Origin of the sequence: Bacteroides sp. CAG:189 (assembly GCF_000432295.1) — a bacterium.
Classification (GTDB): domain Bacteria; phylum Bacteroidota; class Bacteroidia; order Bacteroidales; family Bacteroidaceae; genus Bacteroides; species Bacteroides salyersiae.
The window spans coordinates 1-23,415 of the sequence record NZ_HF991001.1 but is presented as its reverse complement, the minus strand read 5'-3'; the positions used below and the strand labels follow the sequence as shown (position 1 = coordinate 23,415).

Here is a 23,415-nt window from a genome sequence, read left to right as displayed (position 1 = left end):
AACGTTACTGTTGGTGAAATTGAATTCGTTCGGCCGTATAAAGAAAAAGGAGTAGGGCTGCATGAAGATAGTCGGCTCCTGGGTAGCGTCACGGTCAAAAAAGATACGGGATATACGCGGGGCACCCATATTGGACAGATAATTATAGTGCCCTGTCATTCCTTCCGTAAGATTGGTATTCTGGAAGTTTAGACGTAATGTATCGGCAGGTGTACGGGTTACAGTTCCCAGATTTTCACTGATGTGCCACATGTAGAGCTTGGGGGGGAGTCCTTGTATTTCTACATTGCTACTATCCGGGTTTTGCGGACGCATGGCAGGATCAATCTGATTGCCGTATTGATCTACGATATTACCGAATTCATCTATCCGGTCGTCATACGGATTATTAGGGTTGACTTGCGCTTGGATAGCCAACTGACCTACAATGACAAGTAATATATATGTAAGTAGGAATCGTCTCATAATTGGGCGCAAAGATAGTACTAAAAAGTTGAAAGTTGAAAGTTGAAAGTTGAAAGTTGGCTGCGCTGTGATGCTGCATAGTAACTTTTAACTTTTAACTCTCAACTTTCAACTGAATAAGCTTTCAACTTTCAACTTTCAATTTTCAACTCTTTTATCAGTTCCATCCCTTTTTTGATGGCCTCTTCGTTCATCGGTATCAAGTGGTGATGGCGTTCGGGAAGTGTCTTTTTTAAGCCTTTGATGACATTTTCCAATGTTACGATAGGGCGGAGTTTTAATAATCCACCCAACACAATCATGTTGAATGCTTTGGCATTTTTCATTTCATTGGCTGCATCCATCGCATCGATACGATATACTTTGATATCCTTGCGCGTGGGTGGGTTGATAATTCCATATCCGTCATAGATAAGTATGCCTCCGGGTTTAATGCGGCTTTCAAACTTTTCGAGTGACGGCTGATTTAAGATGATGGCGGTGTCGTACTTACTGAGGATGGGTGAAGATATTTTTTCATCGCTTACGATAACGGTAACATTGGCCGTACCTCCACGTTGCTCTGGTCCGTAAGCCGGCATCCAGGTAACCTCTTTACCTTCCATCAATCCTGAGTATGCTAAAATCTTGCCCATAGACAGTACACCCTGTCCACCGAAGCCTGCTATAATGATTTCTTCTTTCATGTTAATAATGTAATAATGTGATAATGTGCCAATATGCCAATGTGCCAATTGTCGGTTACATTTGCTGCTTGGCTGAATTTATAATGCTATTGAGTAATCTCAATATGTCTCCCAGATCGTTTAGCAAATTTGATTCGTAAGGATAGTTAACTGCTTCCTCACAAAGTAATAACCAATATCTGGTTTCTTCCGCTTCTTTTGCAGCTATCTTTAATTTATGAATAAAATCTGCCCTACTTTCACTGTTCTGTGCCTCATTGATATTAGCACCAATGGATGTACCGCTTTTTAGAAGCTGATTGGAAATTACGAATTTTTTGTTTTGTTCCAGAGTTTCGCAATAGCTTATAATTGATAATGCAAATGCAAAACTTTTGTCCAAAACTACATTTCCTGTCTTCATTGGCATATCGGCACATTGGCATATTGAGTCATTATTTATCTTTCAAATCACCTAATGGATAGAATGGAAACATGTGTTCTTCCATCCATTTATTGGCCTTTTCGGGTGTCATCTTCCAGCCGGAACTGCAAGTCGATACGATTTCTACCAGATTGGAACCTTTACCGTTCATTGAATTTTCGAATGCTTTACGGATGGCTTTCTTGGCTTTACGGATAGCCGGAACCGATTGTACGGATTGGCGGGTGACGTATGCCGTTCCTTCCAGTTGGGCAGCTATTTCGGTAATCTTTAGCGGATAACCGTGGAGATTCACATCGCGTCCGTAAGGACAAGTAGCTGTTTTCATGCCGACAAGGGTGGTAGGAGCCATCTGTCCGCCGGTCATACCGTAAATGGCATTGTTTATAAAGATAATGGTAATGTTTTCGCCACGGTTCAGTGCATGGATGGTTTCGGCAGTACCGATACAAGCCAAATCACCGTCACCTTGATAAGTAAATACCAAGCGATCCGGCCACAGGCGTTTGATGGCGGTGGCCAGTGCAGGGGCACGTCCGTGGGCAGCTTCCTGCCAGTCGATATCAAGATAGTTGTAGATAAAAACGGCGCAGCCTACCGGAGAGATACCTACGGCTTTATCTTCCATTCCCATCTCTTCGATGACTTCGGCAATGAGTTTATGTACCACGCCGTGACTGCAACCCGGGCAGTAGTGCATGGCATTGGCGTTCATCAGAGTCGGTTTTTTATAAACCAGATTCTCGGGTTTGATTATTTCTTCTTTAGTCATAACTTGTTCTCCTTATCTGTTGGTGAATCGTATAAAAAACTCCATCAGCTTGACGAAGATCGCCGCACCGCAGACGTAGATGAATATCTTGAAATCATCTGCCACGAAGTAAACGATAATAGCTGCCAGAGCAAGTATCATGAAAAGTATGTTCAATACATTTCTTATTTTATCGGGATTCATCTTTATTCTATTTAACGATTAGACGGTTTATGATTAGACGATTGGAATTTCTTTGAGTCTAACCGTAAATTATTATTGCATTATTTTCTCTTTAAGAGCAGTCACTATCTCGTCAGGATCGGGAACAATACCACCGAGACGGCCGAAATGTTCTACTTTTACTTTCCCATTTACGGCAAGGCGTACATCTTCAATCATCTGTCCGGCATTCAACTCGGTAACAAGCATGCCTTTCACTTTTCCGGCATATGCTGCAATGGCTTTTGTGGGGAAAGGCCATAATGTGATGGGACGAAGCATACCTACCTTGATACCTTCTTCACGTGCCAGTTCCATTGCCTTTTGTCCGATACGCGCCATTGAACCGAACGCTACGATCAGGTATTCTGCATTTTCACAATCGATTTCCTCGAAACGCACTTCATTCTCTTCGATTATACGATACTTGGCCTGGAAACGGATGTTGTTCTTTTCCATTTCTTCCGGACGGAGTTCGAGTGATGTAATGATATTAGGCTTGCGGTCTTTGGTTTTACCTGTACTGGCCCACGGGCACTGTGCGATTACTTCCGCGTCGGTACGGCGGGGTTTCATAGGCGGTAGCACTACTTTTTCCATCATCTGTCCGATAACACCGTCGGCAAGGATGATAGCCGGATTACGATATTTGAAGGCAAGTTCAAAGGCAAGTCCGACGAAATCAGCCATTTCCTGTACGGAAGCCGGAGCGAGTGCGATCAGTTTATAGTCACCGTGTCCGCCGCCTTTTACTGTCTGGAAATAATCTGCCTGACTGGGTTGGATGGTTCCTAATCCCGGGCCGCCGCGCATCACATTTACAATCAAACAGGGAAGTTCGGCACCGGCCAGATAGGAGATACCCTCTTGTTTCAGGCTGACGCCGGGACTTGAAGAGGAGGTCAGTACCATCTTGCCACTTCCGGCTCCACCATATACCATGTTGATAGCTGCTACTTCACTTTCTGCCTGAAGCACTACCATACCGGTAGTTTCCCATGGTTTCAGGTCAGCCAGCGTTTCCAATACCTCCGATTGCGGAGTAATAGGGTAACCGAAGTATCCGTCGGCACCGCAACGGATGGCTGCGTGAGCGATGGCTTCGTTACCTTTCATTAATACAACTTCTTCTGCCATATTCGTTTCTTTTATTCACATTTAACTTTATACACTGAGATACAACCGTCCGGGCAGACCGTTGCACACGAACTGCACCCGTTACAGGTATCTTCCAACACCTGCCGGGCATAGTTATACCCCTTTACGTTCACCTCTTTGGCGAGTGATATTACATTGAGCGGACAAGCCACCACACACAGATTGCAGCCTTTGCAACGCTCTGTGTCGACTACGATTGCTCCTTTAATTTTTGCCATAATCTATCGATTTTATTACGTTTATTGATTATACATGTCCTTGTGATAGAACTCCAGAATATCCATTACCATTTTGCGGGCTTGCAAAGCCGGGCTTTCCGGGTTGATCTCAATAGCGGATTGATAATTGTTGAGGGCTTGTTGCCAATTTCCTTGTTTTCGGTAAGCGTTACCCCGTAGGTAGTAAACTTCGTCTTTTCCGGCGAAGTCTGATTGAGTGAGGAGAGTATCGAGGGCTTCAATCGCCTTATTTACATCTCCCTGATTGATAAGCTCTTTTATGGTCTCCATTTGTTCCATATCTGTTGAGTTTCAGAGTTTGCACTACAAAGATAGTTTTTTATTTAGATTCGTTGCTCATGAAACAGGTTAAATTTCTTCCTTTTATTCTTTTTCTATTTAAAATAGAGAGGATATAAAGGGATTTTAACGACAATTTGTCATTTTATTATTTTACGGGGAAGTGGCTGAGTTACAATTTGTAAGGAGGTCTTTTGACTCCGGATGCAGGGAGAAGATCCGTATGTTTGTGGATTTCGTGGCAAATAACCTCTATTCAACTTGTTTTTACCCCGTTCACCGCCTTCACCTTTTTCTATCAAACCCTTTGTTCATAGGCGTTACGGGGTGAAGGCAAACTTTGTTTTTATGTACCGTTCAAAAGCCATCCGGAAACGGTGCTTACGTGCGTCGAGCACGGTGCATACGACCAGTAAGAAGGAGTCTCAGGGGGAGTATATACCCGGCATCGGAATATTGGTCTGCCGGTTCTTTTCTTCTTTAGTGTCGCTTCACCCTGTAGGCTCTATGGATAAAAGGTTTAAATCAAACACTTCCATATGCTTCAAGTATAAAAGTAACCAATAAAAAAAAGACTTAGCATCTTTTTCTAAAGCCTGCTAAATCTTTTTCTTAAAGACGTTATATGTTTTTTTGAAAGACGTTACATCTTTTTGGAGAGGATGTTACGTCTTTTTGGAAAGGATGCTACATCTTTTTTGACTGGTTCTATGGATTTACTCTTTTACAAGTTTTCCGTTTATGTATAGGTTCTTGAGAGTAACGTCTTTCGCTCCTTTTATGTCATTGGTTCCTTTTGCAACATTATTGAAGTGCGAGTCTTCCACGCTGATGTTATATACATGTTGATCGTCGTCCAGCCCGATGATGAGTACTCCTAACCGGCTTTTCTCACAAGTTACATTTTTCAGATGTACATTGCGGACAACAGGAGGAAAGTTACGGTTGCAGTTCTCACGGTTTTCATATTGCAAGTTGATACGCAATACTGCTTCCCGGCACTGGCCTACGGTGATATCACGGACAAATACATTTTCGATGATGCCGCCCCGGCAAGTACTGGTTTTGATACGGATCACACGATCCAGATTGGGGCTGTCCATTTGGCAGTTTTCTACAAACAGATTGCGGTATCCGCCGGATATTTCGCTGCCGATCACTACGCCGCCGTGTCCGTTTTTCATTTTACAGTTACGTACAATGATGTTTTCACTCGGAATATTCCATTTACGTCCATCGGCATTACGTCCCGATTTGATAGCGATGCAGTCGTCACCGGTATCGAATGTACAATTCTCTATCAGCACGTTTTTGCAGGATTCCGGGTCGCATCCGTCTCCGTTGGGACCACGGTTGAAAATGTTCACTCCACGTACAATCAAGCTTTCACAGAAAAGCGGGTGAATCACCCAGAAAGGAGAATTCAGCAAAGTGACATCTTCTATGAGGATGGTGTGGCAGGAGTACAGATTGATGAGTTGCGGACGTAAACCGTCTTCCGGTGTCATCACACGCTTGTAGATGGGAGTGGAGGTCTCTCCATACATTAATAAACGTTCGCGACCGCCGTTACGCTGTGCCACCATGCCTTCTTTCCAGCCATATTTGGCTGCACCGCACATTGGCCACCAAGTGTCGTTGGAGCCTTGTCCGTCAATGGTGCCTTTGCCGGTAATGGCGATATTGGTTTCACCGTAAGCATAGATCAAAGGGCGCGCATTGTAACAGTCCAACCCTTCCCAACGGGTTATCACACCGGGGAAATACAGGCTTTGATCAGTGAGGAATTTCAGTACGGCTCCTTCCTCCAAGTGAAAGTTCACATTGCTTTTCAACGTGATAGGACCGGTGTAGAATGTTCCTTTGGGAACAATCACTGTGCCGCCTCCTGTCAGGCTGCATTGAAGAATTGCCTGGTTGATTGCTTCATGGCAAGGTACCGACTCGTTGTCTGCTTTTGCTCCGAAATCCGTGATGTGGTACGTTTGTTTGGGGAACGATGTTTTCTTGATCTGCTTTTCGATCTTTTTGCTCTCTTTGAAAGCTTTGTCAAAGTCAATCGGATTGGCGAAAGTGATTGCTGCTGTTAACAACAAAGATAGGAATCCAAATATTCTTTTCATTTGTTTTGGGTTGTTTTTGATGGATAATAGATTTTATGGTTGCAAAAATACGAACTGTCGCGCATCTCTATCTGATGTATTTTGATTGAAAAGGTGGGTTTTTTGATTTAATATGAAAAGAAAACCCGGCTTCAGTCAGTCTGAACCGGGTTTTCTTGTACTATGTTCTTATTTTACGGGAATTTTATCTATTCTTTTCTGGTGTCTTCCTCCCTCGAATGGTGTAGAGAAGAATTCTGTCAGAATCATATCCGCTTCTTCAGTACTGATAAAGCGTCCCGGCATCACGAGTACATTGGCATCGTTGTGTTGGCGGGCCAGATGTGCGATTTCTGCGGTCCAGCAAAGTGCGGCGCGGATGCCTTGATGCTTGTTCAGTGTCATGCTGATTCCGTTTCCACTTCCGCAGATAGCAATTCCCGGATAGCATTCACCGGCTTCTACAGCCAATGCCAACGGATGAGCGAAATCCGGATAATCACAACTCTCGGTAGAATAAGTTCCGAAATCTTTGTACTCCCGGCCTTTTGCCTGTAGCCATCCGCGAACGAATTCTTTCAGCTCAAAACCGGCGTGGTCGCAACATAATCCGATTGTTTTCATTATAGCATTTCTTTTACCTGATTGTATACGTTTTCGGCAGTGAAACCTAATTTTTCATCCAATACCTTGTATGGAGCGGAGAAACCGAATGATTCGAGTCCGAATACTTTGCCGTTAGCACCGGCAAGACCTTGCAAGTTGACGGGCAGACCGGCTGTCAGACCGAATATCTTTGCACCTGTCGGGAGAACAGATTCTTGATATGCCTTGTCCTGGCTGCGGAACAGACCTTCGGAAGGTGCGGATACGATACGAAGTTTCACACCGTCTTTACGAAGCAGTTCGGCTCCGGCTACAAGTGTGGAAACCTCTGATCCGGAAGCAACCAGAATAACATCCGGGTTTTCGTCGGCACCGGCAATGACGTATGCGCCTTTGGCTACTTGGGCATAGTCCGTTCCGTCCGGAAGGTTGGCAATATTCTGACGAGACAGGATTAATGCAGTCGGGGTATAGACGTTTTCCATAGCCAGCTTCCATGCGATAGTCGTCTCTTCGGCATCTGCCGGACGAAGTACCAGCATTGAATTGTGGCCTTTGTGATTTTTCAGTTTCTCCATCAGGCGGATTTGTGCTTCCTGTTCTACCGGTTCGTGCGTAGGGCCGTCTTCGCCTACACGGAAAGCATCATGCGACCAGATGAATTTCACCGGTTGTTCCATCAAGGCGGCCATGCGGATAGCAGGTTTCATGTAGTCCGAGAATACGAAGAAAGTGGCACATGCAGGGATTACACCGCCATGAAGCGACATACCGATACAGATACAAGCCATGCTCAGTTCGGATACACCGGCTTGGAAGAAAGCACCGCTAAAGTCACCGCGTTTGAATGCGTGTGTCTTCTTGAGGAAGCCGTCGGTTTTGTCGGAGTTGGAGAGGTCGGCAGAAGCCACTACCATGTTTTCCACCTGAGTAGCAAGAGCGCCGAGCACAGTTGCCGAAGCGGCACGGGTGGCGATACCTGCTTTCTGTTCGATGGCATCCCAGTTCACTTTCGGAGCTTTGCCGGAGAAGAACTCGGCCATTTTAGCTGCCAGTTCCGGATTTGCTTTGGCCCATTCGTCCTTTATGGCATGCTTCTCGGCTACGATCTTTTTCAGATCTTCAGCGCGTTTGGCATACAGTTCGGCCACTTCGGGGAAGATTGTAAACGGTTCGTCCGGGTTACCACCCAGATTTTTGATGGTGTTGATGTAGGCATCTCCACCCAACGGAGCACCGTGTGTAGCACAATTGGCTTCATAGCTGCTTCCATCGGCTTTGCGTGCACCTTTACCCATCGTTGTTTTACCGATGATCAGGGTAGGGCGTTCACTTTCTGCTTTTGCCTCTTTGAGGGCGGCGCGGATGGCATCGGGGTCGTTACCGTTGATTTCGATTACTTTCCAATCCCATGCTTTGTATTTCATGGCTACGTCTTCTGTTGTGACATCTTTTGTTTCAGTAGAAAGCTGGATGTCGTTGGAGTCGTAGAACATGATCAGATTATCCAGTCCTAATGTTCCGGCAATGCGTCCTGCACCCTGTGAAATTTCTTCTTGGATACCGCCGTCCGAAATATAGGCATAGATGGTTTGGCTCATTACTTCACCGAACCGTGCTTTCAGGAATTTAGCGGCGATGGCTGCTCCTACGGCATAGGTATGTCCTTGTCCGAGAGGACCGGAAGTGTTTTCCACACCACGCATTACATTTACCTCCGGATGTCCCGGAGTGGGGCTGTCCCATTGGCGGAATTGTGCCAATTCGGCCAGCGTATATTTGCCGGTGAGAGCCAGCACGGAATAGAGCATAGGCGACATATGTCCCGGATCGAGGAAGAAGCGATCCCGTCCTTCCCAGCGCGGATTCTGTGGGTCATATACTAAGAACTCGGAGAAGAGTACGTTTACAAAGTCTGCACCACCCATTGCACCTCCCGGGTGTCCGGAATTGGCTTTTTCAACCATCGAAGCAGCCAGGATACGGATGTTGTCCGCTGCACGGTTCATAAGTTTATTATCATTCATATCTCTTAAAATTTATAAATTTCATTCTTTTCTTTGGCAAAGATAACTCTTTATGTGTAATTAGAAATACAAAACATACATCTTTTTGTGGCTTTTGAAAGATGGTTCTTGTTTTGAATACAATAAGCTTTTACCGTAATCCGAGTTATACTGAATATATAACAAACTATTTACTAACTGGTTTTACGTCAGTTGCATACTTATTGATTTTTACTTTTGAGAATTGGAAATGATACAATATATATAGTAGTTAAGTAGTTAAGTAGTCAAGTAGTCAAGTAGTAGATAGTCAAGAGAAACACATCAGCAAGTTCAAGTAGTCAAGTAGTCAAGTAGTCAAGTAGTCAAGTAGTTAAGTAGTTAAGTAGTTAAGTAGAAATGACTTGCTGATGTGTTTCTCTTGACTATCTACTACTTGACTACTTGACTACTTAACTACTTAACTAACTACTAAACTGCTTAGCTATTTAAACAGCTCTTTTTCTGTAAATTGACCGAGTTTGATATATTTTTCGTATATCTCTTTATAGGCGGCTGCGTTTTCGGCATTGGGGCGATATTCGTTGGCGAAGCCAGAGTTCATTGCTTTCTGTGCGTCCTCGACTTTGGTATAGATACCGGCGGCGGTGGCGGCAAACATGGCGGCGCCTAATGCGCATGCTTGGTCTGTGCGACAAACTTTGATAGGCATATCCAGCACATCGCTTAATGTCTGCATCACGAAAGGGGACTTCAGGGCAATACCGCCGATACCGATCACGCTGTCTATCTGTACGCCTTCGCTGCGGAATCGGTCTACAATGGCTTTTGAACCGAAAGCGGTCGCTTCTACCAGTGCGCGGAAGATACGGGGAGCCGTACTGCCCAATGTCAGTCCGGTGATTGTTCCTTTCAGCAACTGATTGGCATCGGGTGTACGGCGTCCGTTCATCCAGTCGGTAGCAATGATCGTGCTTTCGCTTACCGGAATCTTTTCTGCTTCGGCAGTCAGAGCCGGGATGATACGGTCGATTGATTCGGCTATCAATTTTTCTTTGGTGGCTTCATCGATCAAGGCCGATTGCCCGATGATGTTGTGCAACGGGAATTCGAGAACACGTTTGAACCAGGCATAAATATCTCCGAATCCGGATTGCCCGGCTTCCAGACCGATCATGCCGGGGATAACGGAGCCGTCCACTTGTCCGCAAATGCCTTTTATCAGATTGTGTCCGATCTCTTCATAGGAAGCTACCATCACATCGCAGGTAGACGTACCGATCACCCGGACGAATGTGTGGGGAGTCACTCCAGCACCGACAGCACCCATATGGCAGTCGAATGCCCCTCCGGCAACCACTACTTTGGTGGTCAGTCCGAGACGTGCCGCCCATTCTTCGGTCAGATGTCCGACCGGTTTGTCGGCGGTTTTTGTTTTTTCGAACAGACGGTCGCGGAATCCTGTCAGCAACGGGTCTATCTTGGTAAGGAATTCATCAGAAGGCAGTCCGCCCCATTTTTCGTGCCACATCGCTTTATGACCACAGGCACAACGGCTACGCACAATATCACTGCTTGTCTTGACTCCGGTGATAAGTGCAGGCAGCCATTCGCAATATTCTACGATGCTATATGCTTTGGCACGTATCGTTTCGTCTGCTCTCAACACGTGCAAGGCCTTTGCCCAATACCATTCGGAAGAATAGATTCCGCCTTCATAGGCTGAATAGTCGATGTCCCATTCTTTGCAGGCTTTGTTTATCTCGGCGGCTTCCTGAATGGCGGTGTGGTCTTTCCAAAGAATGAACATGGCATTCGGGTTTTCGGAAAATTCGGGCAACAGGGCAAGTGGGGTTCCACTGGCATCTGTCAGGGCGGGAGTACTTCCGGTAGTGTCGAAAGCAATACCGACTACTTGTTCGGCAGTACCCGCCGGACATTGTGCAAGGGCTTCCTTTACAGTGCCTTCGAGCACGTCGATATAGTCTTGCGGATGCTGGCGGTATTGATTGATGGCAGGATTGCAATACAGGCCTTTTTGCCAACGGGGGTAGTATTGCACGGCAGTGGCAAGCGTTTCGCCTGTCAGTGCATTGACTACGATAGCGCGTGCAGAGTCGCTACCGTAATCGAGTCCTATTACAAATTTACTATCCATAATTAGCAGAGAGCTTTGTTTAGCATATAATAAATTTCGTTCATGCGCAGCTCTTTTTTAAAGCAGCTGATCGTGGTATCTTTATTGATATGTACCATTTCGATACCTGCGATTTCGGCGTAGTCTTCCCAATATTCGGCCGTCAGGTCGTAGGAGAAGCAAGAGTGGTGCGTTCCACCGGCCAGAATCCATGCTCCTGCACCTATTTCGAGGTTGGGCATCGGAATCCAGAGAGCGGAAGCGACGGGTAATTTAGGCAACGGTTTCGGTTCGATGCACTCTACATCGTTTACGATCAGGCGGAAACGGTTCCCCATATCTACGATAGTAGCCGTGCAGCCTGTACCGACTTTTGAGGTGAATACCAGTCTGGCGGTCTGACTCTTGCGAATACCTATGCCGAGGAAGTGTACCTCCAAACGGGGCTTGTTGGCAGCGATGAGCGGACAAACTTCCAACATGTGCGATTGCAGGATAGAGCTTTTTGCGCCGTCGAAGTTGAGTGTATAATCTTCGAGGAAAGAACAGCCTTTCGGAAGTCCCTGATTCATTACCCATACAGTGCGATATAGGGCGGCCGATTTCCAGTCGCCTTCCGCACCGAAGCCGTAACCTTCTGCCATCAGACGTTGGGAAGCAAGTCCGGGTATCTGGTCGAAACCGTTGTATTCAATATCACCTAAATCGTCGAAGTTGGTAGTGAATCCTTTTGCTCCTTTTGCTTTCAGGATAGCGCGGATAGCCAGTTCGGCTTTAGCGGCATTCCATACTTTCCGATAGGCTTCCGTTGATGGGTCTTCCAATGCTGCATCATGGTCGTACTCTTTGAAATAAGTAGCTACTAATGCGTCCACATCTGTATCCTCGATCTCTTTGTGATACTCCATCAGTTCGCTTACCGGGCAGTAGTCTACGTGGTAACCCATACGCTGTTCGGCTTCCACCTTGTCACCATCAGTTACGGCAACATTGTTCATCTGGTCTCCGAAACGGATGATCAGCATATCCTGTGAGTCTGCCCAACCGGCACAAACACGCATCCAGACAGCAATTTTGTGTAAAGTATCTTCTTCTTTCCAATAGCCTACCACTACTTTACGACGGATACGCATGCGGGTACAGATATGTCCGAATTCGCGGTCGCCGTGAGCTGACTGGTTCAGATTCATGAAATCCATATCCATTGTATCCCATGGAATTTCCTTGTTGAACTGGGTATGCAGGTGCAGCAATGGTTTCTTCAACTGTTGCAGACCGTGAATCCACATTTTGGCAGGAGAGAAAGTATGCATCCAGGTGATGACACCGATACATTTTTCGTCATTGTTGGCAGCTTTGAAAACAGTTTCCACTTCTTTGGAAGAATTGGCCGTACCTTTGTATACCACTTTAACAGGAAGTTTGCCGGACTCGTTCAATCCGTTTACCATTTCATTAGAGTGTGCATCTACTGCGATTACTGCGTCACCTCCGTACAGAAGCTGTGCTCCTGTTACGAACCATACTTCATATTGATCAAATGCGTTGTTCATATCTTCTTTTATTTTTTAATTATTAATTCGTTGGTTATTTCATTCTTTCACTCTTTCATTCATTCTTACTGTCCATAATAAGCGTTCGGCCCGTGCTTACGGTTGAAATGTTTTTCTATCAGGAGCGGGTTCATGGTCAGATTGGGATTGATGGTGTAAGCAATGCTTGCCATTTTGGCTACTTGCTCCATGACCACTGCATTGTGTACAGCGTCTCCCGCATCTTTTCCCCATGCAAACGGACCGTGATTTTTTACCAATACTCCCGGCGTATGCATCGGATTTAATTTCTCAAATCGTTTTACGATGACATTGCCGGTTTCCAACTCGTAGTCTCCTTCCACTTCTTGGACGGTCATATCCGCCGTACAGGGAATGGCATCGTGGAAATAATCGGCATGGGTTGTTCCTATGTTCGGTATGTCGCATCCCGCTTGTGCCCATGCAGTGGCATAGGTGGAATGAGTATGTACTACGCCGCCGATTTCGGGAAATGCCTTGTAGAGTATCACGTGGGTAGGAGTGTCCGAAGAGGGTTTAAGTGTTCCTTCCACTACGTTTCCGTCGAGGTCGACTACTACCATGTCTTTCGCTTTCATTTTCTCATAGCTGACGCCGCTGGGTTTGATGACGACTAATCCTGTTGCGCGGTCGATAGCCGATACGTTTCCCCAAGTGAAAATGACCAATCCATGCTTTACTAATTCCAGATTGGCATGAAATACTTTTTCTTTCAGTTCTTCCAGCATATCAATTATAATTTAAATTTGGGGGATTTGCGGTATACTTTGTTATTGAACTTGTATAGGGCTGCTCCCCGTTTGGATCCTGTTTTATCAATTTTATCCGTTTTCTCAATGAAGTCCATTTCGGCTACCCGCTTGCGGAAATTCCGTTTGTCTATCGGTTCGCCATAAATCGCTTCGTACAGGCTTTGCAGTTGCGACAGGGTGAAAAGTTTGGGCAGGAGGTTGAACCCGATAGGTTCTGTAGATGCTTGTGTCCTCATCATCTCCTGTGCCTTTTCCACCATCTGCGGGTGGTCGAATATCAGAGGCGGGAGCTCGTTGATGTTCATCCAGTATGCATTGTGTTTCTGCACAAGTTCACGGTCATATTCATTGATGTTGATCAGTGCATAATAGGCGATGGAGATTACTCTTTCACCCGGATCGCGATGTATCTCTCCGAAAGTATACACTTGTTCCATGTACACATCCTGCAGTCCGGTGAGTTCTGCGAGAATGCGTTTGGCTGCCTCGTCAGCACTTTCATTCTGTTGAATGAACCCACCCATCAGAGACCATTCTCCTTTAGCCGGTTCAAAGTTTCTTTTCAGCAGTAACAGGCTCAGTCCGTCTTCGTTGAAGCCGAAAATGATACAGTCGACGCTGACATAGAAAGTAGGATTCGAAGAATAATAATTATTCATTTATTAAATCTGTTTATGCAGTTGTTTTTACCAGAAATACCAATAGAAAGCTGCTGTAATAGCCAATATGATTACAGTATGGATAATATCCCAATGATTCCAACTGGCACGGGTCGTTGCTTTTTGCTCGGAGGTAGCTGTTCCGAATACAAGTCCTTGTATCTTTTCGGCAGTCGGAGGAGTTGTAAACAGACTGACTACCACTACGACGACTATGCAGAATAGGAACATCCATCCGCAGAAAAACAGCCAGTTCAAGTCATAAAACAGATATTTGAACAGAGAACTGTCGGTGACGGTGGCATTGCTGTAATAAACTTTAGCTCCCAAGCGGGTCAATCCGATCACCATACCGGCTATCAATCCCCACATACCGCCTTGTGCAGAAGTTTTTTTCCAGGTAATACCCAATAGGAAGGCGGCCGCAATACCCGGAGCCAATACCGACTGTACGTCTTGCAGATAGGTATATAATACATCTCCTACACTACGCATGATAGGAATCCACAGGATACCTAAAATTACGATGACTACTGTTGCTATCTGGCCGATTACTACCAGCTTCTTCTCGGAAGTCTGGGGTTTGAAACGCTTGTAGAAATCGATGGTGAACAGCATGGCGGATGAATTAAACAGAGAGGCCAGTGAACTCATCAATGCTGCCAGAATGCCGCATACAACCAAGCCTTTTACACCGGCAGGCAGTATTTTGGCTACAAGGGTGGGGAAGGCGGCATCTGCATTCGGGGTTCCGTTAGCCAGTAGGGGAAGGAAGCCACCGTCACCGATGTATTTTTGATGCAGTGCAAAAGCGATCATACCCGGAATCAGAAACAGGAATACCGGTAACAACTTCAGATAGGCTCCGAAGATAGTGCCCCGGCGGGCCTCTTTTTGGTTTTTACCGGAAAGAACACGCTGTACGATGAATTGATCCGTACACCAATACCAGAATCCGATGATAGCCGATCCGATCAATGCGCCTAACCATGGGAAATTGGGATCATCATTACTGCGAATGAGTTCGGTCATGGTGTTTCCTTGATCATTGACAGTGACTGCACCGCAAATCCTCATCATTTCGTCCCATCCTCCGAGCTCTTTGAAACCGAGTACAAGTATGATCAAAGAGCCCAATAGCAGAATCGGAGTTTGCAATACGGAAGTATATAGCACGGACTTCATTCCTCCGAAAATGGTGTATAATGCAGTCAGTACCACCAGACCGATGGCAGCGATCCAGAAAAAGTCGATTCCCCAAAGTTCCTTGATACCGAATACTTGCTGGAACACTAAACCGCCCGCATATACCGTAACGGCTACCTTGGTAAGTACATAGCTGATTAAAGAAATGACTGAAAGGATGGTGCGTGACTGGGAATTGTAACGTCGTTCCAGAAATTCCGGCATCGTGTATACCATACTACGGGAATAGAACGGTACGAATACCCATCCTAAGATAAGAATCATCCATCCTTGAATTTCCCAATGAGCCATAGCCATACCACTGGATGCTCCTGCACCTGCGAGACCTATCAAGTGTTCCGAACCGATATTCGATGCAAATATAGATGCACCGATGGCAAGCCATGTTGCATCGCGTCCTCCTAAAAAATAGTCGGCAGAGTCGTTTTGTTTTTGTTTTACTACCCAAACTATAATTCCGATCAGAGCCAGGGCAAAGACTCCGATTACAATCCAATCTAATGCTTCCACGATATTAATGATTTTAAGTTTATATTATTTTGCTATTGAAAACTTGAAGATACATTCGCTGTTGTAAGTCTGCCCGGGTTCCAGTATTACAGAGGGCCATTGTGGCTTGTTGGGACTGTCGGGATAATGTTGTGTCTCCAGACATACGGAAGCTCGCTGATTGTAGGTAATGCCTTTTTTGCCTTGTATGCTTCCATCCAGGAAGTTGCCGGTGTATACTTGTATGCCGGGTTCATTGGTATATACTTCCAATGTAATGCCGCTTTGGGGGGAAGTCAGTCGGGCAGCAGGTTTTGTAATATCTCCATTGGTGTTCAATACCCAGTTGTGATCATAGCCATTACCGTTTTTGAGTTGAACAAAATCATATTTAGTGATGTCCTGACCGATTGCTTTCGGAGTGATAAAATCCATAGGAGTATCCTTCACCGGAATTATCTCTCCGGTAGTCATGAAAGTGCTGTCTACCGGGGTATAATTATCTGCGTTCACATATAGTATATGATCTGTTGCGGGTTGTGACGGATCTCCCGAAAGATTGAAATAAGAATGGTTTGTCATATTAATGATAGTCTTCTTATCTGTGGTGGCACTGTATTTTATGTCCAAAGCATTGTCATCCGATAGTTTGAATGTGACTTTAGCTGTTACGTTTCCCGGAAAGTTCTCATCTCCGTCCGGAGATAGGCGTGTCAGTTCTAATGTTGTATTGTCTATAAGGTTGGCATCGTATACTTGATATTGCCATCCTTGCGGTCCGCCGTGCAAACAATGCCCGAAATTGTTTTGCGGTAATTGTATGGTGTCATTGTCCAGCACGAAGCGACCTTGAGCTATTCGGTTGGCATATCGCCCGATGGAAGCCCCAAAATCACTGGGTATGCGGATATAGTCATCGATGTTATCAAATCCTAACACGACATCCTGCATTTTTCCGTCTTTGTCGGGCACCATTATAGATACGATGCGTCCTCCGAAATTGGTAATGCAAACTTCCATTCCCGATTTATTCTTTAATGTATAAAGATTGGTTTGGGAATGGTTTACTTCTGTACTGAATTTTACCGGATCAAGTCCGGATAATGTAGATACTTTGTCTGGCTTCTGTTGGCATGCCATCAGCATCAATGTGGAGAGTCCCACTAATAAGATTTGCTTTTTCATGGATTAGTATTTTATGTAAATGAGATACTTATCTTATTTTGGGTGTAAAAGTAACACTTTTGTTTGGTGTAAATATTACACTTTAATATGTTGTGCAGCATATATTTTGTTTGTTGTAATATAAAATCTTATTATTTACAAGTCGTATGGCTTGACTGTGGGGTGAATTTTCGTGTGGATGAGGGAAGAAATCGTTTGTTGTATATGGCTTGAACAGAGGGATTCGGGTGTGAAAAGCAAAAAAACTTGCCCGGGAAATATGTTTTAAACATTTACCCGGGCAAGTAAAATTTTTATAGGACGAAATTTTATATTCTTCCTCTTTTTATTAAGATAGGGTTATGCTAATCTGCGCGAACCGTCTCCGATTACCACATCGTATACTTTCGGACTTCTGCCGAATTTAGCTTTGAATGCTTCTTTCGCTTTTGCGATGAAGTTATCGTAGAGTTCTTCTTTTACTAAGTTGATGGTACAACCGCCGAAACCGCCACCCATTACGCGTGATCCGGTTACACCACATTCTTTGGCCAAATCGTTGAGGAAGTCGAGCTCTTCGCAACTTACTTCATACAATTTACTCATACCGCGGTGAGTTTCGTACATCTTCTGACCTACAGTTTCATAATCGTCTTTTTCCAAAGCGTCGCAAACATCAAGTACGCGTTGGATTTCTTCGATCACATATTCGGCGCGCATATAGTCTTCATCGCTAATGTCTGCTTTCGCTTCTTTCAGCATATCCATTGTACAGTCGCGCAGGAATTCTACATGCGGGTGTTTCTTTTGGATAGCAGCTACAGCAGCTTCGCAACTCTGGCGGCGTTTGTTGTATGCAGAAGAAGCCAATTCGTGTTTTACCACCGAATCAACCAAAACCAGGCGGTAACCTTCCGGCTTGAATGGGAAATACTGATATTCCAAAGAACGGCAATCCAAGCGAATCAGACTACCGGCTTTTCCGAATACGGAAGCAAACTGATCCATAATACCGCAGTTCACACCACAATAATTGTGTTCGGTAGCCTGGCCTACTTTTGCCAATTCGAATTTATCTATTTTATTATCACCGAACAGTTCGTTCAGTGCGAAAGCATAAGTACTTTCCAATGCGGCGGATGAAGACATACCGGCTCCCAATGGCACATCGCCTGCAAAAGCTGTATTGAATCCTTTTACATCGACACCACGTTTGATCATCTCGCGGCATACACCGAAAATGTATCTGGCCCAGCTGGCACGGGGAGCGTCTTCTTCGTTCAATCCGAATTCTGTATAGTCTTTCAGGTCGATTGAGTAAGCGCGTACTTTATCTGTTCCGTTCGGTTTGATTTCTGCAATCATTCCTTTATCGATAGCCCCTGGAAATACGAATCCACCGTTATAGTCGGTATGTTCGCCGATAAGGTTGATGCGGCCCGGTGAGGCATAAACAAATCCTGTAGTTCCGTCAAAGTGTTTGATGAAACGACTTCTTACGTGTTCTATATCCATGATACTTTTAAATTATTAAGAGTTAATAAATTATTCGACAGGAATATTCTTGTTTACATTTTTGCAACCGATCAGTGCATAATATAGCATGTAAGCAAAAGCAATGAAAATAACCCAGTAGCTTGACAGGAAACCGAGAGAATCGGCTACTCCACCTTGCAATAATGGCAAAAGACCACCACCGCAAACCATTACCATGAAGATACCGGAAGCTGCTTCTGTGTATTTGCCAAGACCTTCTACTGCAAGGTTAAAGATACCGCCCCACATGATGGAAGTACACAAGCCGCAAAGGATCAATAACATGATATTGACAGGAACCTGAGCCATACCGAATGAAATATCAGACTGGAATACCGGCATGCTTACATGTATGGTAGTGGGCAGGAATATAGCACCTGCAACCAGAATCAGTCCTAAAGAGGAGGCAAATGTCAACATAGCTTTACTGGAGAATTTTGCACCTAAAGAAGCACCGGTCAAACGGCCGATCATCATAAGGAACCAATAGGTACCTACTACCGACCCGGCAATAGTGGTATCGATGGCCAAACCACCACCACCTGCCTGCGTAGTCATAAACAGATTGGCAAAGTGAGGAATACCGACTTCTACACCTACATATACGAAAATGGCTACTGCTCCAAGAATGAAGTGACGGAAAGACAACGGGCTGTGAGGATCTTTTGTCTTTGTTTTCGCAGTTTTTTCCAAACGTGGTTCCGGAATCTGCATAAAGAACAATACAAGGAAAGCAACAGCGAAGATGGCCATGGCGATGTACAAAGCAGGAAGTGCCTTTGCAATCGTTCTTTCTTCAACAACAGTTCCCATCAGGTAACCTACCAATACCGGAACGATTGTAGCTGAAATAGAGTTGAGTGTACCGCCGGCCTGAATCAACTGATTACCTTTTTTGCCGCCACCACCAAGTGTATTCAACATTGGGTTTACTACAGCGTTCAACATACACATGGAGAAACCGGAAATAAATGCTCCGGAAAGATAAACGGTGAAACCGTAATCCGGTCCTGCCTGCGAAGCAAGCGCTTGCACTCCAACGCCTGTGAAACCGACGAGGATAGCGATTAATGCTGTTTTCTTATATCCGATTTTTTGGAGTAACATACCGGATGGGATACCCATGAAGAAATAAGCGATAAAGTTGGCGGCAAATCCTAAAGTAGCCTGAAAATTGGTTGCACCGAATTGATTCTGTACAATGACTCCAAAAGGAGCAGGAAGTCCTGTTACGAACGAAATCATTGCGAAGAGGGCGAACATCATTGCGATAGGCAATAGATAGCTCTTTTTTTGTTGTGTCATGGTTTTAAAAAAGTTGTTAGTTTATAAAATTAGGTTAGTTGTAAACATGATGATGCTGGGAGAGAGTTGAAAGTTGAGAGTTGAAAGTTGAAAATTAGGCTGCGCTGTCTATGCCGTATGGTAACTTTCAACTTTCAACTCTCAACTTTTAACTCTTGACCGTTCCGAATTTGTAAATCGTAATCTGTTGATATTCATCTCCCGGGAGCAATACCGCCGATGGGAAATGGGCTTTATTGGGCGTATCGGGGAAGCATTGTGCTTCAAAACAGATCGCACTGCGTGCCGGGAACGTGGCTCCGTGTGCGCCTTCGAATCCATTCAGCCAGTTTCCGGTATAGAGCTGTACACCATTTTCTGTAGTATACACTTCCATAATACGTCCGCTTACCGGATCAGTACAGGTAGCTGCCAAATCAAGTGAACCGATTTCTGCTTTGTTCAAAACATAGCAATGGTCATATCCGGCTCCGAATACGAGTTGCTGGAATGAATCATTGATACGTTCCCCCACTGTATGAGGGGTACGGAAGTCCATAGGTGTTCCTTCTACTTTGGAGACTTCTCCTGTAGGGATGGAAACTTCGTCTATCGGGGTATAAAAATCCGCGTTGATAGTGACGATGTTGTTTTCTATGGTCGGAGTAGGATTGGCAATTCCTGCCAGATTGAAGAAACCGTGGTTGGTAAGGTTCACAACAGTAGCTTTGTCGGTAGTGGCACGATATTCTATTACCAGTGCATTTTCCTCTTCTTCGAGTCGGTATGTCATTTCTACTTCCAGATTACCTGGGAATCCTTCTTCTCCGTCAGCCGATACGTAATTGAAAATGATTGTGCTTTCATCGACTTGATCGGCATCCCAGACACGTGCATGAAATCCGGTAGGACCTCCGTGGAGAGAATTCGGGCCATTATTGATGGTTAACGAGTGTTCTTCGCCATAGAGAGTGAATTTCCCTTTGGCAATTCGGTTTCCGTATCGGCCGATAGTGGTGCTTAAGAAAGGTTCGGGACTGTTTATTACATGGTCTATGCTGTCGTGTCCCAGAATGACATTGGCATATTTTCCGTTTTTGTCGGGAACCATTATAGAGAGAATGGCGCAACCGTAATTTGTTACGGCAACTTCCATTCCTTTCTTGTTTTTCAGGATAAATAAGTCTGTTTTCTTATCATTTATATCCTTTTGAAAATCTTCTCGGTTTAGACCGGATAAATTTCCTTCTGTTGGGAATGTGTTATTCATGTCTGATATATTAAAATTTCTTGCAAATAAAGGGAAATTCTTCCGTACTCCCAAATTATTCACAGTAAATATGGATGGGCATTTAGGAAAGTTTAGCGTTTTGTTTCTTGTCTGTCGAAGCATATTTTGATAACGAATCCATAAATTTTTGCGGTTGATTTTAATTAAAAGCCTTGAATTTGTGTATTATTTGATATTTTTTGTAAGTTTGTCCTCGATTATTCATTGATTATTTTAATCTAAGTTTATAACAGAAAAACAAAATGTATCCGTTAAAATTCGAACCGATCCTGAAGCAGACACTTTGGGGAGGCGACAAAATTGTTCCGTTCAAGCACTTAAGTGATAACTTAACGGGAGTAGGGGAAAGCTGGGAGATCTCCGGCGTAGAAGACAATGAGTCTGTAGTGGCTAACGGCCCCGACAAAGGACTGACGTTGACCGATATGGTAAGGAAATATCGTGGCGAATTGGTCGGTGAAGAAAATTATGCCCGATTTGGCAATAAGTTTCCTTTGCTGATAAAATTCATCGATGCCAAGCAAGATCTTTCTATCCAGGTACATCCCAATGACGAGTTGGCGAAAAAACGTCATAACTCTATGGGAAAGACTGAAATGTGGTATGTGGTTGATGCAGATAAAGGTGCGAAACTTCGTTCCGGATTCTCAGAGCAGATCACACCGAAAGAGTATAAGGAACGCGTTTACAATAACACAATAACTGATGTTCTGCAAGAATATGAAATACATCCGGGAGATGTATTCTTCTTGCCTGCAGGACGTATTCACAGTATAGGTGCCGGCGCGTTCATTGCGGAGATTCAGCAAACGTCGGATATCACTTATCGTATTTATGATTTCAATCGTAAAGATGCCAATGGCAAGACGCGTGAATTGCATACCGATCTGGCACGTGAAGCCATCAACTACGAGGTACTCGACGATTACCGTACGAAATACGATGCTGTGAAAGATGAACCTGTAGAATTGGTTGCTTGTCCGTACTTTACTACTTCTATATATGATATGACCGAAGAGATCAGTTGTGACTATTCGGAGTTGGATTCGTTCGTAATCTTTATCTGTATCGAAGGGGTTTGTAAACTGAAAGACAATGAAAACAATGAGCTGACATTGCGTGCCGGTGAGACAGTTTTATTGCCTGCTTCAACAGAAGATGTCACAATTACTCCGGAAGAAGGAGGCAGTGTGAAGATTCTTGAGACATATGTATAAGAAATAAGACGGTCGGTATCGCTACATGATACGATCTCTCTGATGGGATTTCCCCTATTAGGCGTATTGCTTGATAGGGGATTTTTATTGTTCGCAATAATATAGGATGTGAGAAGATATTCTGCTTGTTTATCATTTTAAATGCAAAAACTTTTGTAACTTTGTAACTGTTAGTGTAACAAAGAGTGATAGGATATGAAAATTCAAGCAAGTATAACGATTCCCTATGCCGTGGCCAATTATGCCGAAATGCGTGACCGTGGTTTTTATTATGTGGATAAGACGGATTACATCCCACGTCTCGAGGCCTATAAAGCGCCCGTATTCCTGCGTCCCCGCCGTTTCGGGAAAAGCCTGCTGGTATCTACCTTAGCGCATTATTACGACCGTACATTGGCCCACCGGTTTGAGGATCTCTTTGGTGGAACATATATCGGAAGCCATCCTACACCGGAGCACAATCGCTATATGATCATTCGTTATGACTTCTCGGCAATGGTGATGGCTGATAATATGGAAGGGTTGGAACAGAACTTTAACGACTTGAATTGCAGCCCTGTGGAAATCATGGTATTACACAATCACGACCTCTTCGGCGATTTTAAATTCACAGCTCGTGGCAATGCTTCGAAAATGCTGGAGGAAGCCTTGGCTTATGCCCGTGGACACGGGTTCCCTCCGGTTTACATCCTGATAGACGAATACGATAACTTCACCAACCAGTTGCTGACCTCTTACAATGACCCGCTCTACGAGAAAGTAACCACTGCCGACAGCTTCCTGCGCACCTTTTTCAAGGTAATCAAAAAAGGTATCGGCGAGGGCAGTATCCGTACCTGTTTCTGCACCGGTGTGCTGCCTGTGACGATGGACGACCTGACCAGTGGATATAACATTGCCGAGATACTGACATTAGAATCCGATTTTATCAATATGTTGGGTTTTACCCATGCCGAAGCGGATACTTATCTGCGCTACGTGCTCGACAAGTACACCGGAAGCCAGGAACGCTACGACGAAATATGGCAGCTCATCGTCAACAACTACGACGGTTATCGTTTCAGCCCCAAGGGGGAAAAGCTGTTCAATGCAACGATACTGACGTATTTCCTGAAGAAATTTGCAGTCAATAAAGGTGAAGTTCCCGAAGAGATGATAGACGAGAACC

Annotated in this window: 22 protein-coding genes; 2 read left to right on the top strand and 20 right to left on the bottom strand. The window is 44.7% G+C overall.

Annotated features, from left to right (window positions below):
- From QVP90_RS02480 to QVP90_RS02385, 20 genes are all read right to left on the bottom strand, one after another.
- Nucleotides 1-465 (bottom strand): putative porin (locus QVP90_RS02480; protein ID WP_303645555.1); only part of this gene is annotated, 465 nt, incomplete at its 3' end.
- Nucleotides 466-596: 131 nt separating this feature from the next.
- Nucleotides 597-1,151, bottom strand: coding sequence for a 2-oxoacid:acceptor oxidoreductase family protein (locus QVP90_RS02475; RefSeq protein WP_005923688.1), 555 nt, complete (start codon nucleotides 1,149-1,151; stop codon nucleotides 597-599).
- A 55-nt stretch (nucleotides 1,152-1,206) separates the two neighbouring features.
- A complete protein-coding gene (locus tag QVP90_RS02470; protein WP_264381086.1) occupies nucleotides 1,207-1,554 on the bottom strand; it encodes a four helix bundle protein in 348 nt (115 codons plus the stop codon).
- Nucleotides 1,555-1,585: 31 nt separating this feature from the next.
- Nucleotides 1,586-2,347 (bottom strand): thiamine pyrophosphate-dependent enzyme, encoded by a 762-nt coding sequence (locus QVP90_RS02465; protein ID WP_005923682.1) that lies wholly within the window; start codon nucleotides 2,345-2,347, stop codon nucleotides 1,586-1,588.
- A 12-nt stretch (nucleotides 2,348-2,359) separates the two neighbouring features.
- Nucleotides 2,360-2,530, bottom strand: coding sequence for a hypothetical protein (locus tag QVP90_RS02460; RefSeq protein ID WP_005923679.1), 171 nt, complete (start codon nucleotides 2,528-2,530; stop codon nucleotides 2,360-2,362).
- 72 nt (nucleotides 2,531-2,602) lie between these two features.
- Nucleotides 2,603-3,685 (bottom strand): 3-methyl-2-oxobutanoate dehydrogenase subunit VorB, encoded by a 1,083-nt coding sequence (locus tag QVP90_RS02455; protein WP_021935575.1) that lies wholly within the window; start codon nucleotides 3,683-3,685, stop codon nucleotides 2,603-2,605.
- Nucleotides 3,686-3,696: 11 nt separating this feature from the next.
- Nucleotides 3,697-3,924, bottom strand: coding sequence for a 4Fe-4S dicluster domain-containing protein (locus QVP90_RS02450; protein ID WP_005923672.1), 228 nt, complete (start codon nucleotides 3,922-3,924; stop codon nucleotides 3,697-3,699).
- Nucleotides 3,925-3,945: 21 nt separating this feature from the next.
- On the bottom strand, nucleotides 3,946-4,224 hold the full coding sequence (locus tag QVP90_RS02445) for a tetratricopeptide repeat protein (protein WP_005923669.1): 279 nt from the start codon (nucleotides 4,222-4,224) through the stop codon (nucleotides 3,946-3,948).
- A 716-nt stretch (nucleotides 4,225-4,940) separates the two neighbouring features.
- Nucleotides 4,941-6,347 (bottom strand): glycoside hydrolase family 28 protein, encoded by a 1,407-nt coding sequence (locus tag QVP90_RS02440; protein ID WP_021935574.1) that lies wholly within the window; start codon nucleotides 6,345-6,347, stop codon nucleotides 4,941-4,943.
- A gap of 168 nt (nucleotides 6,348-6,515) precedes the next feature.
- Nucleotides 6,516-6,950 (bottom strand): ribose 5-phosphate isomerase B, encoded by a 435-nt coding sequence (gene rpiB, locus QVP90_RS02435; protein WP_007480450.1) that lies wholly within the window; start codon nucleotides 6,948-6,950, stop codon nucleotides 6,516-6,518.
- Complete coding sequence (locus QVP90_RS02430; protein ID WP_005923660.1) at nucleotides 6,950-8,959, bottom strand: transketolase family protein; 2,010 nt, start codon at nucleotides 8,957-8,959, stop codon at nucleotides 6,950-6,952. Before QVP90_RS02430 ends, rpiB begins: the two co-directional genes overlap by 1 nt.
- A 463-nt stretch (nucleotides 8,960-9,422) precedes the next feature.
- Nucleotides 9,423-11,096: a ribulokinase gene (locus QVP90_RS02425; protein WP_021935573.1), complete on the bottom strand. Its 1,674-nt coding sequence runs from the start codon at nucleotides 11,094-11,096 to the stop codon at nucleotides 9,423-9,425.
- Between the two features lie 2 nt (nucleotides 11,097-11,098).
- Nucleotides 11,099-12,628 carry an L-arabinose isomerase gene (gene araA / locus QVP90_RS02420; RefSeq protein WP_005923655.1) on the bottom strand — a complete coding sequence of 510 codons (1,530 nt, stop codon included), beginning with the start codon at nucleotides 12,626-12,628 and terminating at the stop codon, nucleotides 11,099-11,101.
- 65 nt (nucleotides 12,629-12,693) lie between these two features.
- Nucleotides 12,694-13,377: an L-ribulose-5-phosphate 4-epimerase gene (locus QVP90_RS02415; RefSeq protein ID WP_005923653.1), complete on the bottom strand. Its 684-nt coding sequence runs from the start codon at nucleotides 13,375-13,377 to the stop codon at nucleotides 12,694-12,696.
- A 5-nt stretch (nucleotides 13,378-13,382) separates the two neighbouring features.
- Nucleotides 13,383-14,060 (bottom strand): NUDIX hydrolase, encoded by a 678-nt coding sequence (locus tag QVP90_RS02410; RefSeq protein ID WP_005923651.1) that lies wholly within the window; start codon nucleotides 14,058-14,060, stop codon nucleotides 13,383-13,385.
- Between the two features lie 27 nt (nucleotides 14,061-14,087).
- Nucleotides 14,088-15,776: a sodium:solute symporter gene (locus QVP90_RS02405; RefSeq protein WP_005923649.1), complete on the bottom strand. Its 1,689-nt coding sequence runs from the start codon at nucleotides 15,774-15,776 to the stop codon at nucleotides 14,088-14,090.
- A gap of 24 nt (nucleotides 15,777-15,800) precedes the next feature.
- Nucleotides 15,801-16,940: an aldose epimerase family protein gene (locus QVP90_RS02400; protein WP_007480454.1), complete on the bottom strand. Its 1,140-nt coding sequence runs from the start codon at nucleotides 16,938-16,940 to the stop codon at nucleotides 15,801-15,803.
- A gap of 339 nt (nucleotides 16,941-17,279) precedes the next feature.
- Complete coding sequence (gene galK / locus QVP90_RS02395; RefSeq protein WP_021935572.1) at nucleotides 17,280-18,434, bottom strand: galactokinase; 1,155 nt, start codon at nucleotides 18,432-18,434, stop codon at nucleotides 17,280-17,282.
- 30 nt (nucleotides 18,435-18,464) lie between these two features.
- Nucleotides 18,465-19,760 carry an MFS transporter gene (locus QVP90_RS02390; RefSeq protein WP_007480455.1) on the bottom strand — a complete coding sequence of 432 codons (1,296 nt, stop codon included), beginning with the start codon at nucleotides 19,758-19,760 and terminating at the stop codon, nucleotides 18,465-18,467.
- Nucleotides 19,761-19,908: 148 nt separating this feature from the next.
- Nucleotides 19,909-21,009: an aldose epimerase family protein gene (locus QVP90_RS02385; protein ID WP_007480456.1), complete on the bottom strand. Its 1,101-nt coding sequence runs from the start codon at nucleotides 21,007-21,009 to the stop codon at nucleotides 19,909-19,911.
- A gap of 263 nt (nucleotides 21,010-21,272) precedes the next feature.
- Here QVP90_RS02385 and QVP90_RS02380 point away from each other — a divergent pair, with 263 nt between their 5' ends.
- Both QVP90_RS02380 and QVP90_RS02375 read left to right on the top strand, forming a co-directional pair.
- On the top strand, nucleotides 21,273-22,247 hold the full coding sequence (locus tag QVP90_RS02380; protein WP_005923634.1) for a type I phosphomannose isomerase catalytic subunit: 975 nt from the start codon (nucleotides 21,273-21,275) through the stop codon (nucleotides 22,245-22,247).
- Nucleotides 22,248-22,442: 195 nt separating this feature from the next.
- Nucleotides 22,443-23,415, top strand: a 973-nt coding sequence (locus QVP90_RS02375) for an ATP-binding protein (RefSeq protein ID WP_288203812.1), incomplete at its 3' end; no start/stop codon positions are given.

What these genes read in the sequence shown, in the direction of transcription:
- QVP90_RS02475 (WP_005923688.1), bottom strand. Translation starts at nt 1,151, where the DNA reads ATGAAAGAAGAAATCATTATAGCAGGCTTCGGTGGACAGGGTGTACTG.
- QVP90_RS02470 (WP_264381086.1), bottom strand. Translation starts at nt 1,554, where the DNA reads ATGAAGACAGGAAATGTAGTTTTGGACAAAAGTTTTGCATTTGCATTA.
- QVP90_RS02465 (WP_005923682.1), bottom strand. Translation starts at nt 2,347, where the DNA reads ATGACTAAAGAAGAAATAATCAAACCCGAGAATCTGGTTTATAAAAAA.
- QVP90_RS02460 (WP_005923679.1), bottom strand. Translation starts at nt 2,530, where the DNA reads ATGAATCCCGATAAAATAAGAAATGTATTGAACATACTTTTCATGATA.
- QVP90_RS02455 (WP_021935575.1), bottom strand. Translation starts at nt 3,685, where the DNA reads ATGGCAGAAGAAGTTGTATTAATGAAAGGTAACGAAGCCATCGCTCAC.
- QVP90_RS02450 (WP_005923672.1), bottom strand. Translation starts at nt 3,924, where the DNA reads ATGGCAAAAATTAAAGGAGCAATCGTAGTCGACACAGAGCGTTGCAAA.
- QVP90_RS02445 (WP_005923669.1), bottom strand. Translation starts at nt 4,224, where the DNA reads ATGGAACAAATGGAGACCATAAAAGAGCTTATCAATCAGGGAGATGTA.
- QVP90_RS02440 (WP_021935574.1), bottom strand. Translation starts at nt 6,347, where the DNA reads ATGAAAAGAATATTTGGATTCCTATCTTTGTTGTTAACAGCAGCAATC.
- rpiB (WP_007480450.1), bottom strand. Translation starts at nt 6,950, where the DNA reads ATGAAAACAATCGGATTATGTTGCGACCACGCCGGTTTTGAGCTGAAA.
- QVP90_RS02430 (WP_005923660.1), bottom strand. Translation starts at nt 8,959, where the DNA reads ATGAATGATAATAAACTTATGAACCGTGCAGCGGACAACATCCGTATC.
- QVP90_RS02425 (WP_021935573.1), bottom strand. Translation starts at nt 11,096, where the DNA reads ATGGATAGTAAATTTGTAATAGGACTCGATTACGGTAGCGACTCTGCA.
- araA (WP_005923655.1), bottom strand. Translation starts at nt 12,628, where the DNA reads ATGAACAACGCATTTGATCAATATGAAGTATGGTTCGTAACAGGAGCA.
- QVP90_RS02415 (WP_005923653.1), bottom strand. Translation starts at nt 13,377, where the DNA reads ATGCTGGAAGAACTGAAAGAAAAAGTATTTCATGCCAATCTGGAATTA.
- QVP90_RS02410 (WP_005923651.1), bottom strand. Translation starts at nt 14,060, where the DNA reads ATGAATAATTATTATTCTTCGAATCCTACTTTCTATGTCAGCGTCGAC.
- QVP90_RS02400 (WP_007480454.1), bottom strand. Translation starts at nt 16,940, where the DNA reads ATGAAAAAGCAAATCTTATTAGTGGGACTCTCCACATTGATGCTGATG.
- galK (WP_021935572.1), bottom strand. Translation starts at nt 18,434, where the DNA reads ATGGATATAGAACACGTAAGAAGTCGTTTCATCAAACACTTTGACGGA.
- QVP90_RS02390 (WP_007480455.1), bottom strand. Translation starts at nt 19,760, where the DNA reads ATGACACAACAAAAAAAGAGCTATCTATTGCCTATCGCAATGATGTTC.
- QVP90_RS02385 (WP_007480456.1), bottom strand. Translation starts at nt 21,009, where the DNA reads ATGAATAACACATTCCCAACAGAAGGAAATTTATCCGGTCTAAACCGA.
- QVP90_RS02380 (WP_005923634.1), top strand. Translation starts at nt 21,273, where the DNA reads ATGTATCCGTTAAAATTCGAACCGATCCTGAAGCAGACACTTTGGGGA.